This is a genomic window from Microcella flavibacter (genome assembly GCF_012530535.1).
Lineage (GTDB): Bacteria > Actinomycetota > Actinomycetes > Actinomycetales > Microbacteriaceae > Microcella > Microcella flavibacter.
The window spans coordinates 1,808,100-1,822,140 of the sequence record NZ_CP051299.1; the positions used below are offsets into that span (position 1 = coordinate 1,808,100).

Here is a 14,041-nt window from a genome sequence, read left to right on the forward strand (position 1 = left end):
TTCGAACGGCGACGGCGGGAGGCGGCATGGCGCGACGCCTCACGCGCGCGGCCGGGCCCGAGCATCCCCTGCTCTTCGCCGACGCCCGCGACATCCCGACCCCGCCCTCGCGGCCCGCGCCCCGCGCGGCCGACGCGCTCGACGGCTTCGCCGAGGTGGTGCGAGCCGCCGAGGCCGTGCCGCTCGACGAGCTCGGGCTGATCGGCCGCGGTCGCGCGGTCGTCGTGGCGGGCGAGCGGGCGCCGGCGCCGGGCGACTGGCAGGCGAGCGGGATGCTCGACGACGGCCGCGCGGTCGTGCCCCTGCTGCTGCCCGACCGGGCCGCCGCGCGCCTGCGCACCGCCGCGGCCGCGCGGTTCCTGCTCGTGACGGGGATCACGCGCGAGCACCCCGCGGGCACCGCCGTCGAGATCGCCGAGGTCGCCGACCTGCGCGAGCTCGCGCGCACCTGGGCGGCGAGCGCCGCCTCCTCGGCCGGCGGGGGCGCATCCCGGCGGCGGTGAGAGTCCTCTCATCCGGGCCGATCCGTGGACGGCGACTGGCGATAATGAAGCCATGTCGCGCGTCGTCCCCCTCCCCCGGTGGTCGGTGCGCTCCCGCATCCTCGCCGTCATCCTCGTCATCACGACGGTCGGCATGATCGTCGCGGGCGTCAGCTCCTACTTCGTGCAGCGCGACGCCGTCATCGCCGGCATCGACGACGAGCTGCTGGGCGCCGTCGCCGCCGCCCGCACCGTCGTGCTCGAGGGGCCCGCCGCGACCGCCACCTCCACCGAGGAGCCCCCGGCCGACGCCGCCGCCGACCCCGGGGCGCCCGCCGAGCCCGCCGCCGCGCCGACCTGGACGAGCGCGCGCGAGGCGCTGGGCTCCGTCGTCGGGCGCATCATCCCCGGCCGGCACGAGAGCACGATCGGCGTCGTCGACGGCTCGACCGCCTGGCTGCCCTCGGTCGACGTGCTGTTCGCCCTGCAGGAGGAGGCCGGCTTCGTCGAGCGCGTCTGGGAGGAGACCCGCGGCGGGGAGGTCATCCTCGGCACGGCGCTGACCCCCGAGATCGAGGGCGTCGGCGCCATCCGCTACATCGCCGCCCCGCTCACCGTCGAGGGCGGCACCGACGAGGGCGTCTTCGTCACCGCCGTCGACGTGCAGCGCGAGGTCGACGAGGTGGGCGGTGCCTTCATCACCTTCGCCTGGATCGCCGCGATCACCGTCGTCGTGATCGCCGGGGTCGGCTGGTTCCTCGCCGGGCGCCTGCTCGCGCCGCTGCGGCGGCTGCGCGAGGCCGCCGAGCAGATCACCGGGTCGGACGTGAGCCAGCGCATCCCCGTCACCGGCAAGGACGACCTCGCGGCGCTCACCGAGACCGTCAACGACATGCTCGCCCGCCTCGACGGCACCCTCACCGCGCAGCGGCAGCTGCTGGACGACGTGCGCCACGAGCTCAAGACGCCCATCACGATCGTGCGCGGGCACCTCGAGCTGCTCGACCCGAGGAGGCCGACCGAGGTGCGGGCCGCGCGCGACATCGCCATCGAGGAGCTCGACCGCATGAGCGAGCTCGTCACCGACATCGACGCCCTCGCGCAGGCCGAGCGCGGGCGCGTGCTCACCGAGCCCGTCGACGTCGCCGACCTCACGCAGAGCGTCTTCGCCAAGGCGCAGGCCATCCCCGGCCACGAGTGGCGCCTCGAGCGCAGCGTCGCCGCCGTCGCCCCGCTCTCGCCCTCGCGCATCACCCAGGCCTGGCTGCAGCTCGCCGACAACGCGGCGAAGTACTCAGCCGAGGGGTCGACCATCCGCATCGGCTCGAGCGCCTACCAGGGCGCCATCGAGCTGTGGGTGGCCGACGAGGGCCCGGGAATCCCGGCCGAGGCGCAGTCGCGCATCTTCGAGCGCTTCGGGCGCATCGACACCGGGCGCGGCGTGCAGGGATCGGGGCTCGGCCTGCCGATCGTCGCCGCGATCGCCCGCGCGCACGACGGCTACGTGAGCCTGTCGAGCTCGAGCGCCGGATCGCGGTTCGGCATCGTGATCCCCGTGCCGAGCGATGCGCCGCTGCCCCCGCCCGCCGCCGACCTGCCCGCGTCGACCGGCGCGCTGCTGACCACCCCGCCCGCGCGGCGCGCGGGCACCGAGGAGGACTGAGTGTCGAGCATCCTGATCGTCGAGGACGAGGCACGCATCGCGACCTTCGTCGAGAAGGGGCTCGCCTCGGCCGGGTACTCCCCCACCGTCGTCGGCACCGGCACGGCCGCCGTCGACTACCTCGCGACCGGCTCGTTCGACCTCGTGCTGCTCGACGTCGGGCTGCCCGGCATCGACGGCTTCGAGGTGCTGCGCCGCATCCGCGCCGCGGGCGACACGACGCCGGTCATCATGCTCACGGCGCGCTCGAGCGTCGAGGACACCGTGACGGGGCTCGACGGCGGCGCCAACGACTACCTGCCGAAGCCCTTCAAGTTCGACGAGCTGCTCGCGCGCATCCGGCTGCGGCTGCGCGAGTCGGGCCAGCTCGCCACGGCCGAGACGGCGCTGCAGCACGGCGACCTCTCGCTCGACCTGCGCAGCCGGCGGGCCACCGTCGGCACCACCACCGTCGACCTCTCGGCGCGCGAGTTCGCGCTCGCCGAGCAGTTCCTGCGGCATCCCGACCAGGTGCTCTCGCGCGAGCAGCTGCTGAGCCGCGTCTGGGGCTTCGACTTCGACCCCGGGTCGAACGTCGTCGACGTCTACGTGCGCTACCTGCGCGGCAAGATCGGCGCCGACCGCATCGAGACGGTGCGCGGCATGGGGTACCGGCTGGTCTGATCGGCCGGCCGGCGCGGCGTCGCGGCGGCGGGATGCTCGGCGCGGGCCGAGCGGACGGGATCAGTCGTCGACGCTCGCGACGCTCGGCGCGTCCGACGAGTCCGCGGGCGCGACCGGCGCAGGGGCAGGCACCGGAGCGGGAGCCGGCGCCGGCGCGACGGGCTGCGGCGCGGGCGCCGGGGCCACCGGGGCGGGGGCGTCGCTCGCGCTCGGAGCCGGCGAGGTCGTCGGGGTCGGGGCCGGCGTCGAGGGCACGACCTCGAAGCTCACGTCGCCGCCGCCCAGCTGCTTCACGTCCTCACCCGAGGAGGAGCTCAGCGGCGGCACCGAGGCGGCCGAGGCGCTGTCGACGAGGGGCATCGCCGAGGCGACGCCGATGGCGCCGCCCGCGATCACGCCGATGCCGAGCACCGAGGCGGTGCCGGCGGCGATCCAGTTCTTCGACGCCACGGGCTGCTCCTCTCGCGTCGGCGGGTCGGGGTGGGGTGAGGCGGGGTAGGGCTTCCATCATCCCGCACGGGGGCGGGCGCACGACAGGGGGCGGGCATGAGAGTCCTCTCATCCCCGCCCCCTCATCGGATGCGGTGCGCTGCGCGCGCGATCAGTCGACGGAGCCGACGCTCGCGGCGCTCGGGGCCGAGGCGACCGAGGCGGGGCTCGCGGGCGAGTCGTACGCCGGGGCCGGGGCCGGAGCCGGAGCGGGGGCGGGGGCGGGCGGCGCGGGCGCCGGAGCCGGGGCGGGAGCGGGCGGCGCGGGGGCCGGCGCGGGCGCCGAGGCGGGGCTCTGCACCGAGACGGGGCTCTGCACCGACACGGGGCTTTGGACCGACACGGGGCTCTGGACCGACACGGGCGAGACGGGGCTCTGCGTCGACACGGGGCTGATCGGGCTCTGCGTCGACGCGGGCGACGGCGTGACGATGCTGTCGCTCGTGACGTCGAAGGTCACGTCGGCGCGGTCGTTCGAGCCGCGGTCGTCGACGGTCAGTCCGGGAACATCGACGCCGCCGCTGACGATCGGCATCGCGTTGGCGACGCTCACGGCGCCGGCGGCGAGGGTTCCGAGGCTCAGCGCCGATGCGGCGCCGATGGCGAGCCAGCTCTTCTTCTCCATGATGGTCTCCCGGTGGTGAGGAGGGAGACTGCCGCTCCCTCGATGTCATCCAGACTCGAGGGCCGGCATGAGATCACCAGGAGGCGGAGGTGAGGGGCTTCTCATCCGCCGCCGCGACGCGGTGGGCGCGCTCGATGAGCACGGCGGCGTCGTCGGAGCCCGCGGCGGAGCGGGCGAGGGCGTGGCCGAGCAGCTGCGTCGCGGCGATCGCGTGGGCGCGGTCGGCGAATCCGGCCTCGGCCCAGGCGAACCAGCGGCGGCGCCAGCCGTCGGCGAGCACGGAGGCGCGGGCGGCGCGCACGGTGGCTCGACTGCCGCCGTCGTGCACGACCGTGGCGACGAGGTGGGCGTAGAGCGCGGCGGCGTCGTCGGCGGGGTCGCCCCAGCCGGAGGTGTCGATGTCGAGCACGCCCGTGATGGCGGTGGGCGCGGCGGGGTCGACGAGCAGCTGGGCGAGGTGCAGGTCGCCGTGCACGGTGCGGCTCGGCGGCGGGGCCCCTCCGGCGCGGAACCGGCGCGCGATCGCGCGCGAGGTCGACTCGATGAGGCCGTCGTAGGCGGGCAGCTGCTCGGTGAGCCGCTCCTCGTACCAGTCGAGGCGGCGCACGAGCGATGCGCGCGCGGGGGCCGTGGAGGGGACGAGGGCGACGCGCTGGATGAGGCGCACGATCTCGTCGAGCAGGGCATCCGGATCGGGAATGCGGTCGAGCACGCTGATGAGCTCGACGCCGCCGAGCGCCTCGAGGGCGACGAGGCCCTCCTCGCTCCAGCCGAGCACGGCGGGCACGGGAACGCCCTCGGTGCGCCACTGCGTGTGCTTCGCCTGCAGCGGCTCGGCCGCGGGCGGGCGCACGACCTTGAGGAAGTAGGCGGTGCGGGCGGTGTCGACGCGCACGACGGCCCGCTTGCCCGGGCGGTAGGCGGCGAGGCTGACCCGCAGATCCTCGACGGGCAGGCCGAGACGGCCGAGCACGATCGAGGCGGCCTCGGCGTAGACGGCGGTGCGCAGGGCGGGCAGCGCGGGGTCGGCCGGGTACACCCAGACGTCGACCCGCTCGCCGGTCTGCGGCTGCGTGAGCGTGAGCACGCCGGCGCGGCCGCTCTCGGGCGGCGAGGTCTCGACGAACACGGTGTGGTCGGCGAGGCCGCCCGCGTCGTCGCGCAGCGAGACCCGGTAGCCGTGCGTGAAGCCGTGGCCGGTGGGCTCGATCTGCAGGGCGTGCGCCTCGACGAGGGTCGCCCCCAGCGAGGTGGCGACGGCGGCCAGCACGTCGTGGTGCAGCACCCGGGCATGTGCGTTCATCCCCCTCATCATGGATGCCCGCGGGCGCTGGGGCGAAATCCCGCGCCGATCGGGGCGAACATCGCCGGGCCGCCCGCCCCGCCGCCGCACGGCCGCGCCCGCCGACCGCCGCCTACGATGACGTCGTGCCCCGACTGCTCGCGATCGTCGCCGCCGCGCACGCGGGGCCCGCCGCGGTCGTCGTGCTCGTGACTCTCGCGCTCACCGTCGCGGCCGGACTGCCGGCCGACCGGGTGGCGATCGTCACGGCGATGATCCTCGCCCAGCAGCTCTCGATCGGCTGGTCGAACGACTGGCTCGACGCCGCCCGCGACCGCGAGGCCGGCCGCCGGGACAAGCCGGTCGCCCGCGGCGACGCCCCCGAGCGCCTCATCGCGGCACTCGCCGTCGCGGCCGCCCTGCTCGCCCTGGCGCTCTCGGCCGCGCTCGGCCCCGCGGCCGCGATCGCGCACGCGGTCTTCCTCGCCAGCGGGTGGCTCTACAACGCGGGGCTGAAGCGCACGCTCGCGGCGACCGCCTGCTACGCCGTGGGGTTCGGGATGCTGCCGGCCGTCGTGACGCTCGCGGACGATCCGGCGCGCGCGCCCGCGGGGTGGGCGCTCGCCATGGGCGCGCTGCTCGGCATCGCCGCGCACTTCGCCAACGTGCTCCCCGACCTCGACGAGGATGCGCGGCACGGCATCCGCTCGCTGCCCCACCGGCTCGGGGCCCGCCCCTCCGGCGCGGCGGCGCTCGCGGCCCTCGCGCTCGCGTCGGCGCTCGGCGTCGTCGGACCGCTGCTCGACGGCGCCGCGCTCGGCGCCCTCAGCGTCGTCGGGGCGATCGCCGGTGCGCTTCTGCTGCTCGCCGGGATCGTCGTGCTCGTGCGGGCGCCGGCCTCGCGGGCGCTGTTCCGCATCATCATGGGGTCGGCGCTCGCGGCCGTCGTGACCCTGCTCGGCGCGGGCGCGGGGCTCTGAGGCGCGCCCCGCCCTCGCCCCGCTCCGCCCCGCTCCGCTCTGCGCTGCCCCGCTCTGGCTGGCTGGCTCCACGCTGCCGTACTCCCACCTGCCTCGCTCCGCCTCACCCAGCGACTCCTCCGCTGCACCCAGCGACTCCTCCGCTGCACCACCACGCCGAGTCGGGCGCCCCGCTCCGGAATGTTCCGCCGTATGCCGTCGCCATCCGACCGCGCGCCCCCGCGCTCCGCATTCGCGGTCCGCGGCCCGTCTAGCGCGATGCCGCGCCCGCGTCGCTCCGTCGCGCAGCAGCACGGGCCGGTCGGGAGGGGCGGAGCATGTGCACCTCGCCTCCTTCCACTCTGCAGGAACTCGGCGAGCACCCCTCGGGAAAGTCCTGCAGAGTGGAAGGAGCGTCAGCGGCAATATCGACCGCGACGGAGATGGCGCAGGCGAGCGGGCAGGCAGGCGTCCGAGCGGCCGGGCAGGCAGGGGACGGCGGGGCGGCGGGGCAGACAGTGGACGGCGGGGCGGCCGGGCAGACAGCGGACGGCGGGGCGACCGGGCGAGCAGGCAGGCAGCACGGCGGCGGGCAGGCGGGGACGCGCGGCCGGCGCCCGCTACGGCCCGGCGGCGGGGTCGCGCGGGTCGGCGGTCTCGTCGGGCTCGCGCCGCGCATCCCGATTGGTGATGCCGACGGCGGAGATCAGCCCGCCGACGACGAGCAGACCCGCGGTGAGGAGGAGTCCGCGGTCGAGCCAGGCGCCGTCGATGCGCGTGCCGATGAGGGCGCCGAGGAGGGCGATGGCGACGAGTCCGGCGACGCGGGAGACGGCGTTGTTGATCGCCGAGGCGATGCCCGAGCGGCGCTCGTCGACGGCGCCCAGGATCGCCGCCGTGAGCGGGGCGACCGTCATCGTGAGCCCCAGACCGAGCACGAGGATGCCGGCGAGGGCCTGCCCGACGTAGTCGAAGGGCTGCTCGATCGCGAGCAGCATCGCGAAGCCCGCCGCGGCGATGATCGGCCCCGCCGCCATGAACCAGCGGCTGCCGAAGCGGCCCGCGAGGGATCCGAACCACGACGACAGGGCGATGTTGAGCACCGTCACCGGCAGCAGCACGAGCCCCGCCTGGGTCGCGCTGAGCCCCGCCCCCTGCTGCAGGTATATCGGCACGACGAAGGTGCCGAGCGAGAGCGCCGCGTACACCGCGACCGTCGCCGCGTTGCCGGCCGCGAAGTTGCGCGAGCGGAACAGGCCCAGCGGCATCATCGGATGAGCGGTGCGGCGCTCGCGCACGATGAAGCCCGCCAGGCTCAGCACGCCGAGCGCGAGCGGCACGAGCACGACCGGGCTGCCCCAGCCGAAGTTGGCCTGCTCGATGAGCGCGAAGACCACGCCGCCGAGGCCGACCGCGCCGAGCACGGCGCCCCACCAGTCCACCGGCGTCGAGCCGCGGGGCGCATCGGCGCGCAGGCCGCGCATGAGCACGAGGGTCACGGCGATCGGCACGACGTTGATCACGAAGACCCAGCGCCAGCTCGCCAGGTCGGTCAGCAGCCCGCCGATGACGGGGCCGGCGATGAAGGCGGCCGAGGTCCACGCCGTCCACACGCCGATCGCCGTCGCCTGCGCGCGGCCGCGGTGGGCGGCCGTGATGAGCGCGAGCGAGCTCGGCACGAGCAGCGCCCCCGCGACGCCCTGCAGGGCGCGGGCGACGATGAGGAACTCGGCCGTGGGCGCCAGCCCGCACAGCAGCGAGGTGACCGCGAAGCCGAGCAGCCCCAGCCGCAGCACGAGCAGCCGGCCCCACAGGTCGGAGAGCGAGCCGGCGAGCAGGATGAGCGCGCCGAGGGTGATGAGGTACGCGTCGACCACCCACTGCTGCACCGGCAGCCCGCCGCCGAGCTCGGCGCTGATCGCGGGCAGGGCGACCGTGATCACCGTGCCGTCGAGGAAGGCCACGAAGGCGGCGAGGATCGCGACCGCGAGCACCCGCCGGTCGAGCGTGCTCGAGGCGGGCGCGGGGCCGCTGGTGACCGTCATGCGCCGAGTCAACCACCGCGGCGAGCGCCGAGTACAGTGAGCCGCGTGGGCGTGCGCATCGAGAAGGTCGACCTGCCGGGCATCGGCACCCGGCACGACGTCGTCACCGAGCAGGGCCGGCGCATCGGGGTGGTCTCGCACCGCTCCGGCGAGCGGCAGCTGGCCGTGTACGACGAGCGCGATCCCGACGCCTGCCGCGACTCGATCCGGCTCTCGGAGGACGAGGCCGTCGCCCTCGCCGACGTGCTGGGGGCATCCGTCATGCTGGGCCGGCTCGCCGGGATCCGCGAGCAGGCCGCGGGGCTGTTCACCGAGCAGCTGCTGCTGCCGGCCTCGTCGCCCTTCGTCGGCGGAACCCTCGGCGACACCCGCGCCCGCACGCTGACCGGCACCTCGATCGTCGCGATCGTGCGGGACGACGTCGTCATCCCCTCCCCCACCCCCGCGGTCGGGCTCGAGGCCGGCGACACGCTCGTCGTCGTCGGCGAGCGCCCCGCACTCGAGAGCCTCGCGCGGCTGCTCGCCGACGGCGCCCTGCCGGGCTGATCGGTGCACGAGACGACGCTGCTCCTCATCGAGGTCGGCGCGCTCCTGCTCGCCCTCGGGCTCCTCTCGCGCCTCGCCGACCGCATCGGCGTCTCCCCCATCCCGCTGTACCTGCTCATCGGGCTGGCGCTCGGCGAGGGCGGCATCGTGCCGCTGCAGGAGAGCGAGGAGTTCTTCGCCATCGGCAGCGAGATCGGCGTCATCCTGCTGCTGCTCATGCTCGGCCTCGAGTACACGGCGGTCGAGCTCGTCGCGAGCCTGAAGCGGTCGCGGCGGGCGGGGCTCATGGATGCCCTGCTCAACGCCGTCCCCGGTGCGGCGATGGCCCTCATCCTCGGGTGGGGCCCGGTCGCGGCGGTCGCCCTCGCGGGCGTCACCTGGGTGTCGTCCTCCGGCGTCGTGGCGAAGATCATCCGCGACCTCGGCCGCCTCAGCAACCGCGAGACGCCGACGATCCTGTCGATCCTCGTCATCGAGGACCTCGCGATGGCGTTCTACCTGCCCGTGCTCTCGGCGCTCGTCATCGGGGCGGGCCTCCTCGCCGGCGCGACGGCCCTCGTCATCGCGGTCGCCGTCGCCTCGCTCATCCTGTTCCTCGCCCTCCGTCACGGGCGCATCGTGTCGGCGCTGTTCTCGCCGCACCACGGGGAGTCGCTCGTGCTCGGCGTGCTCGGCCTCACCATGCTCGTCGCGGGCATCGCCCAGCAGGTCAACGTCTCGGCCGCGGTCGGCGCCTTCCTCGTCGGCATCGCGATCTCGGGCCAGGTGGCGCACTCGGCCGAACGGGTGCTCACGCCGCTGCGCGACCTCTTCGCGGCGGTGTTCTTCGTCTTCTTCGGCATCGCCACCGACCCGGCCGACATCGTGCCGGTGCTGCTTCCGGCCGCGGTGCTCGCCGTTCTGACCATGGCGACGAAGACGGCCACGGGATGGCTGGCCGCGCGCGAGGCCGGCATCGCGGTGCCCGGCCGGTGGCGCACGGGCCTCACCCTGACGCCGCGCGGCGAGTTCTCGATCGTCATCGCGACCCTCGCCGTCGCCGCGGGCGTCGAGCCGCAGCTCGCGCCGCTCGCCACGGCCTACGTGCTGCTGACGATCGTCGGAGGGTCGCTGCTCGCCCGGGTGCCCGACACGGCCTGGTTCCGGGAGCGGACGACGCCGGTCCGACCGGCGGCGTCCGCGCCCGCTGCGCCCTAGCGGGCGGGGACGGCCTCGGCGACGAGCTCGCGCACCATCGGGATGACGCGCTCGCCGTAGAGCTCGATCGCGTGCAGCAGGTCGGCGTGCGGCGTCGGGCCGGTCGCGTACTTGAGGTCGAAGCGCTGCAGGCCGAGGGTCGTGACGGTGGTCGCGATCTTGCGCGCGACCGTCTCGGGCGAGCCCACGTAGAGCGAGCCGTGCTCGATCTCCTCCAGGTAGTGCGCGTGCGTCGTCGGGCCCCAGCCGCGCTCGCGGCCGATGCGCGAGAACGCCTGCTCGTAGTTCGGCCAGAACTCCTCGCGGGCCTGCTCGTCGGTGTCGGCGATGAAGCCGGGCGAGTGCACGCCCACCGGCTGGCGCGGCATCTCGAGCTGGTCGAGCGCGCGGCCGAACAGGTCGACGTAGGGCGCGAAGCGGGCGGGGTCGCCGCCGATGATGGCGAGCATCATGGGCATGCCGTAGCGCGCCGTGCGCACGACCGACTCGGGGCTGCCGCCGACGCCGACCCAGGTGCGGATGCCGTTCTCGGTCTTCGGGTAGATCTCGACGCCGTCGAGCGGCGGGCGGATGCTGCCGGCCCACGTCACCGGCCCCTCCTTGAGCGCCTCGGCCAGCAGGTTGAGCTTCTCCTCGAAGAGCACCTGGTAGTCGCTGAGCTCGAGGCCGAACAGCGGGAACGACTCGGTGAACGAGCCGCGCCCGACGATGATCTCGGCCCGGCCGTTCGAGATGGCGTCGATGGTCGCGAAGCGCTGGAACACGCGGATGGGGTCGTCCGAGCTCAGCACCGTGACGGCGGAGGAGACGGTGATGCGCTCGGTGCGTGCGGCGATCGCCGAGAGGATGACGTCGGGGGCCGAGACGGAGTAGTCGTCGCGGTGGTGCTCGCCGATGGCGAAGGCGTCGATGCCGACCTGGTCGGCGCGCACGCCCTCCTCGACGACGTCGCGGATGACCTGCGGGTAGCTCACGGGGCGCCCCTCGGCGTCGTGGCTGACGTCGCCGAAGGTGTTGAGCCCGAACTGCAGCTCGGAAGGGTTCACGATCTCGGTCATGGGGGGGCATCCGTCCTCTCGCGTGCTTTCTATGCAAACGTATCAAACTATCGAACCGCGGGATGCTCCGCCCTATTCCCGCGCGCCGACCGCGCCTTCCCGGCTACGGCTGGATGCGCTCCCGCCGCCACTCGCCGCCCTCGGTGCGGGTGTACACGAGCCGGTCGTGCAGGCGCGAGGTGCGCCCCTGCCAGAACTCGATGCGGTGCGGCACGATGCGGAACCCGCCCCAGCGCTCCGGCCGCGGCACCGTCTCCTCGCCCTCGAAGCGCTCCTCGGTGTCGCGCACCTTCTGCTCGAGGGCGTCGCGCGAGTCGATCGGCTGCGACTGGTCGCTCGACCAGGCGGCGATCTGCGCGCCCCGCGGACGGGCGGAGAAGTAGGCGTCGGAGTCCTCCTGCGCCACCTGCCGGGCCTCGCCGGCGATGATCACCTGGCGGTGCAGCGAGTACCAGGGGATGACCGCGGAGACCGTCGGGTGGGCGAGCAGGGCGCGGCCCTTGCGGGAGGTGTAGTCGGTGTAGAAGGCGAAGCCCCGGGCATCCGCCCCGCGCAGCAGCACGGTGCGGATGGAGGGAGCGCCGTCGGGATCGATCGTGCCGAGCACCATGGCGTTCGGCTCGTAGACCTTACGCTCGGCCGCCTCGGTCATCCAGGCGAGGAACTGCTCGAGCGGGTCGGCCGCGGCGTCCGACTCCTCGAGCGCCTCCGATCCGTAGTCGGTGTGCGTGCGCAGCGCGGAGTCGAGGGGGTCGGGGACGGCGTCGTGGCTCATGGCCACAGCGTAGGCGCGCCGTGCCGCGAAGCCGCCGAGATCCCGCTCCGCATCGGCTCCGCCGTCGAGCGGGGGATGCCGCGCCCGCGATCAGGCCATCGAATCGAGGATGCCCGTCAGATCGTCGAGCGTCGTCAGCGGGTTCACGATCGCGAAGCGGGCGTTCGTGCGCCCGGCGTGCGAGCTCGGAACGACGAAGGCCCGCTGCTCCTCCAGCAGCCCGGCCGACCACGCGGCGTAGTCCGCGGGCTCCCAGCCCACCCGCTCGAACACGACGACGGAGAGCTGCGGGGCGCGGACGAGCCGCAGGTACGGCCGTTCGGCGATGTCGGCGGCGGCGGCGTGCGCGAGTTCGATCGAGGCGCCGATCGCCGCCCGGTACGCGGCGGCGCCGAAGGTCGCGAGCGAGAACCACAGCGGCAGCCCGCGCGCGCGACGGGTGAGCTGCACCGAGAAGTCGCTCGGGTTCCACTCGCTCGCGCCGGTGAGCGCGTCGAGGTACTCGGCGTGCTGCGTGTGCGCGAGGCGCGCGATCTCGGGATCCCGGTAAATCAGAGCGCAGGAGTCGAAGGGGGTGAAGAGCCACTTGTGCGGGTCGACGATGAGCGAGTCGGCGGCCTCGACGCCGGCGAAGCGGTGCCGGGCCTCGGGGGCGAGCGCGGCCGCGAGCCCGTAGGCCCCGTCGACGTGCAGCCAGAAGTCGTGATCGGCCTTGAGCGCGGCGATCGAGGCGATGTCGTCGACGATGCCGAAGTTGGTGGAGCCGCCCGTCGCGACGACCGCGATGACGGCCTCGCCGTGCTGCTCGAGCACGGGCCGCACCTGCTCGCCCGTGAGCATGCCCGTCTCGCCGACCGGCACGGCGACGACGTCGACGTCCATGACCCGCGCCGCGGACGCGATCGAGGAGTGCGCCTCGGCGCTGCCGACGATGATCCAGCGGGCCGGGCGCGGGCGGCCCGCGGCCGCGAGCGCGCGGGCGCGGTGGTCGCGCGCGGCGACGAGGGCGGAGAGGTTGCCGATCGTGCCGCCCTGCACGAACACGCCGCCCGAGCCCGTCGGCAGCCCGAGCTCGCGCCCGAGCCAGTCGAGCACCTCGTTCTCGGCGAACACGGCGCCCGAGCCCTCCATCCACGATCCGCCGTACACGGCGGTCGCCGAGACGATGAGGTCGAAGGCCGTCGCCGCCTTGGTCGGCGCCGAGGGGATGAACGAGAGGTAGCGCGGGTGGTCGGTCGTGATGCAGGCGGGCGCGAGCACGTTCTCGAACAACGCGAGCGCGCGGCGGCCGCCGATGCCCTCCTCGCCGATGCTGCCCGAGGCGAGCCGGCGCAGCTCGACGGGCGTCATCGGCTTGTCGAGCGGGCTCTGCTCGCCCAGGATGCGGCGCTGCGCGTAGTCGAGCACCATGTCGACGAGCGCGGTGGTCTCCGCGGTGACGGCGTGCATGCGGGTCGCATCCGGGCCCGCGGGGGCAGGAGCGGGGCGGGCGGAGCGCGGCTCGGAGCGGGTCACGGCGCTGTCCTCTCGGACGGGGCGGGGTCGCATCGACCGCCGCCGCGGCGCGCCGCCCCGCGGATCGGGACAGCGGGCGCCGGATACGACGAAACCCCGGCCGGAACCGGGGCTCGCATCGCATCGTGGTGGACCTGAGGGGATTCGAACCCCTGACCCCCTGCATGCCATGCAGGTGCGCTACCAGCTGCGCCACAGGCCCGCAGCCGGCGCATTCCTGCGCCGACAACTCCCTCAGCGTAGTACATCGGTGCGGCCCGCTCCAATTCGAGCGGTGCGTCGCGATCGCCGATGCGCGGCGAGGGGATGCCCGCTCAGTCGAACAGCTCGCTGAGCCAGTTCTTGCGGCGATTGTGCGGGTAGCCCTGCTGCCCGTACCCCTGCTGGCCGTAGCCCTGCTGCCCGTAGCCCTGGCCGTACCGCGGAGCGGAGCCCGGCGAGTTCGAGCCCCAGCGCTGCGGGTAGCCCGGCTGCGCGTAGCCCGCGGGCGGGAAGCCGCCCGGCTGCTGCGGCGGCACGTTCTGCGGCAGGTCGACCCGCGGCGCGGCCGGGGCTGCGGCGGCCGGCGGCGCGATGGCCCCGGCGCGCTCGATGATCTTGTCGAGCTCACCGCGGTCGAGCCACACCCCGCGGCACTGGGGGCAGTAGTCGATCTCGATGCCGTTGCGGTCGCTCATGACGAGCGTGGAGTCGTCGGTGGGGCATTTCATGGCTCGAGCATCCCCCGCCGCGCTAAGCGCCG

Annotated in this window: 14 protein-coding genes and 1 tRNA gene; 6 read left to right on the forward strand and 9 right to left on the reverse strand. The window is 74.7% G+C overall.

The window, feature by feature from the left end; all coding sequences use genetic code 11:
- Nucleotides 1–26: 26 nt before the first annotated feature.
- Genes HGB54_RS08630 through HGB54_RS08640 form a run of 3 tightly spaced genes read left to right on the forward strand, consistent with a single transcriptional unit; the run spans nucleotide 27 to nucleotide 2,808 of the window.
- Nucleotides 27–503, forward strand: coding sequence for a hypothetical protein (locus tag HGB54_RS08630; RefSeq protein ID WP_168916076.1), 477 nt, complete (start codon nucleotides 27–29; stop codon nucleotides 501–503).
- Between the two features lie 52 nt (nucleotides 504–555).
- A complete protein-coding gene (locus HGB54_RS08635) occupies nucleotides 556–2,145 on the forward strand; it encodes a sensor histidine kinase (RefSeq protein WP_168916077.1) in 1,590 nt (529 codons plus the stop codon).
- Entirely contained in the window at nucleotides 2,146–2,808 is a 663-nt protein-coding gene (locus tag HGB54_RS08640) for a response regulator transcription factor (protein ID WP_168916078.1), read from the forward strand. It begins immediately after the preceding gene.
- Nucleotides 2,809–2,868: 60 nt separating this feature from the next.
- Here the strand turns inward: HGB54_RS08640 and HGB54_RS08645 are convergent, their stop codons facing one another.
- The 3 genes from HGB54_RS08645 to HGB54_RS08655 form a co-directional block, all read right to left on the reverse strand.
- Entirely contained in the window at nucleotides 2,869–3,258 is a 390-nt protein-coding gene (locus tag HGB54_RS08645; protein ID WP_168914634.1) for a hypothetical protein, read from the reverse strand.
- 151 nt (nucleotides 3,259–3,409) lie between these two features.
- On the reverse strand, nucleotides 3,410–3,922 hold the full coding sequence (locus HGB54_RS12670) for a hypothetical protein (RefSeq protein WP_228545763.1): 513 nt from the start codon (nucleotides 3,920–3,922) through the stop codon (nucleotides 3,410–3,412).
- Between the two features lie 73 nt (nucleotides 3,923–3,995).
- The gene (locus HGB54_RS08655) at nucleotides 3,996–5,225 is read right to left on the reverse strand and encodes a phosphotransferase family protein (protein WP_168916079.1); all 1,230 of its coding nucleotides are present in this window, start codon (nucleotides 5,223–5,225) and stop codon (nucleotides 3,996–3,998) included.
- Nucleotides 5,226–5,350: 125 nt separating this feature from the next.
- On the opposite strand from HGB54_RS08655, the gene HGB54_RS08660 reads away from it, so the two are divergent.
- Nucleotides 5,351–6,184: a UbiA family prenyltransferase gene (locus HGB54_RS08660; RefSeq protein ID WP_228545764.1), complete on the forward strand. Its 834-nt coding sequence runs from the start codon at nucleotides 5,351–5,353 to the stop codon at nucleotides 6,182–6,184.
- A 599-nt stretch (nucleotides 6,185–6,783) separates the two neighbouring features.
- On the opposite strand, the gene HGB54_RS08665 is transcribed toward HGB54_RS08660, so the two are convergent.
- Complete coding sequence (locus tag HGB54_RS08665) at nucleotides 6,784–8,208, reverse strand: MFS transporter (protein WP_168916081.1); 1,425 nt, start codon at nucleotides 8,206–8,208, stop codon at nucleotides 6,784–6,786.
- A gap of 45 nt (nucleotides 8,209–8,253) precedes the next feature.
- Between HGB54_RS08665 and HGB54_RS08670 the strand changes: the two genes are divergently transcribed.
- The gene (locus tag HGB54_RS08670) at nucleotides 8,254–8,754 is read left to right on the forward strand and encodes a cation:proton antiporter regulatory subunit (RefSeq protein ID WP_168916082.1); all 501 of its coding nucleotides are present in this window, start codon (nucleotides 8,254–8,256) and stop codon (nucleotides 8,752–8,754) included.
- A gap of 3 nt (nucleotides 8,755–8,757) precedes the next feature.
- Nucleotides 8,758–9,951, forward strand: coding sequence for a cation:proton antiporter (locus HGB54_RS08675; RefSeq protein WP_168916083.1), 1,194 nt, complete (start codon nucleotides 8,758–8,760; stop codon nucleotides 9,949–9,951).
- Here the strand turns inward: HGB54_RS08675 and HGB54_RS08680 are convergent.
- The 5 genes from HGB54_RS08680 to HGB54_RS08700 form a co-directional block, all read right to left on the reverse strand.
- On the reverse strand, nucleotides 9,948–11,009 hold the full coding sequence (locus HGB54_RS08680) for an LLM class flavin-dependent oxidoreductase (RefSeq protein ID WP_168916084.1): 1,062 nt from the start codon (nucleotides 11,007–11,009) through the stop codon (nucleotides 9,948–9,950). The genes HGB54_RS08675 and HGB54_RS08680 overlap by 4 nt on opposite strands.
- Nucleotides 11,010–11,112: 103 nt before the next feature.
- Nucleotides 11,113–11,784 (reverse strand): pyridoxamine 5'-phosphate oxidase, encoded by a 672-nt coding sequence (gene pdxH / locus HGB54_RS08685; protein WP_168916085.1) that lies wholly within the window; start codon nucleotides 11,782–11,784, stop codon nucleotides 11,113–11,115.
- Between the two features lie 90 nt (nucleotides 11,785–11,874).
- Complete coding sequence (locus HGB54_RS08690) at nucleotides 11,875–13,233, reverse strand: pyridoxal phosphate-dependent decarboxylase family protein (protein ID WP_228546017.1); 1,359 nt, start codon at nucleotides 13,231–13,233, stop codon at nucleotides 11,875–11,877.
- A 192-nt stretch (nucleotides 13,234–13,425) separates the two neighbouring features.
- Nucleotides 13,426–13,501, reverse strand: a tRNA-Ala gene (locus tag HGB54_RS08695).
- 112 nt (nucleotides 13,502–13,613) lie between these two features.
- Entirely contained in the window at nucleotides 13,614–14,009 is a 396-nt protein-coding gene (locus HGB54_RS08700) for a TFIIB-type zinc ribbon-containing protein (RefSeq protein ID WP_168916087.1), read from the reverse strand.
- Between the last annotated feature and the right edge of the window lie 32 nt (nucleotides 14,010–14,041).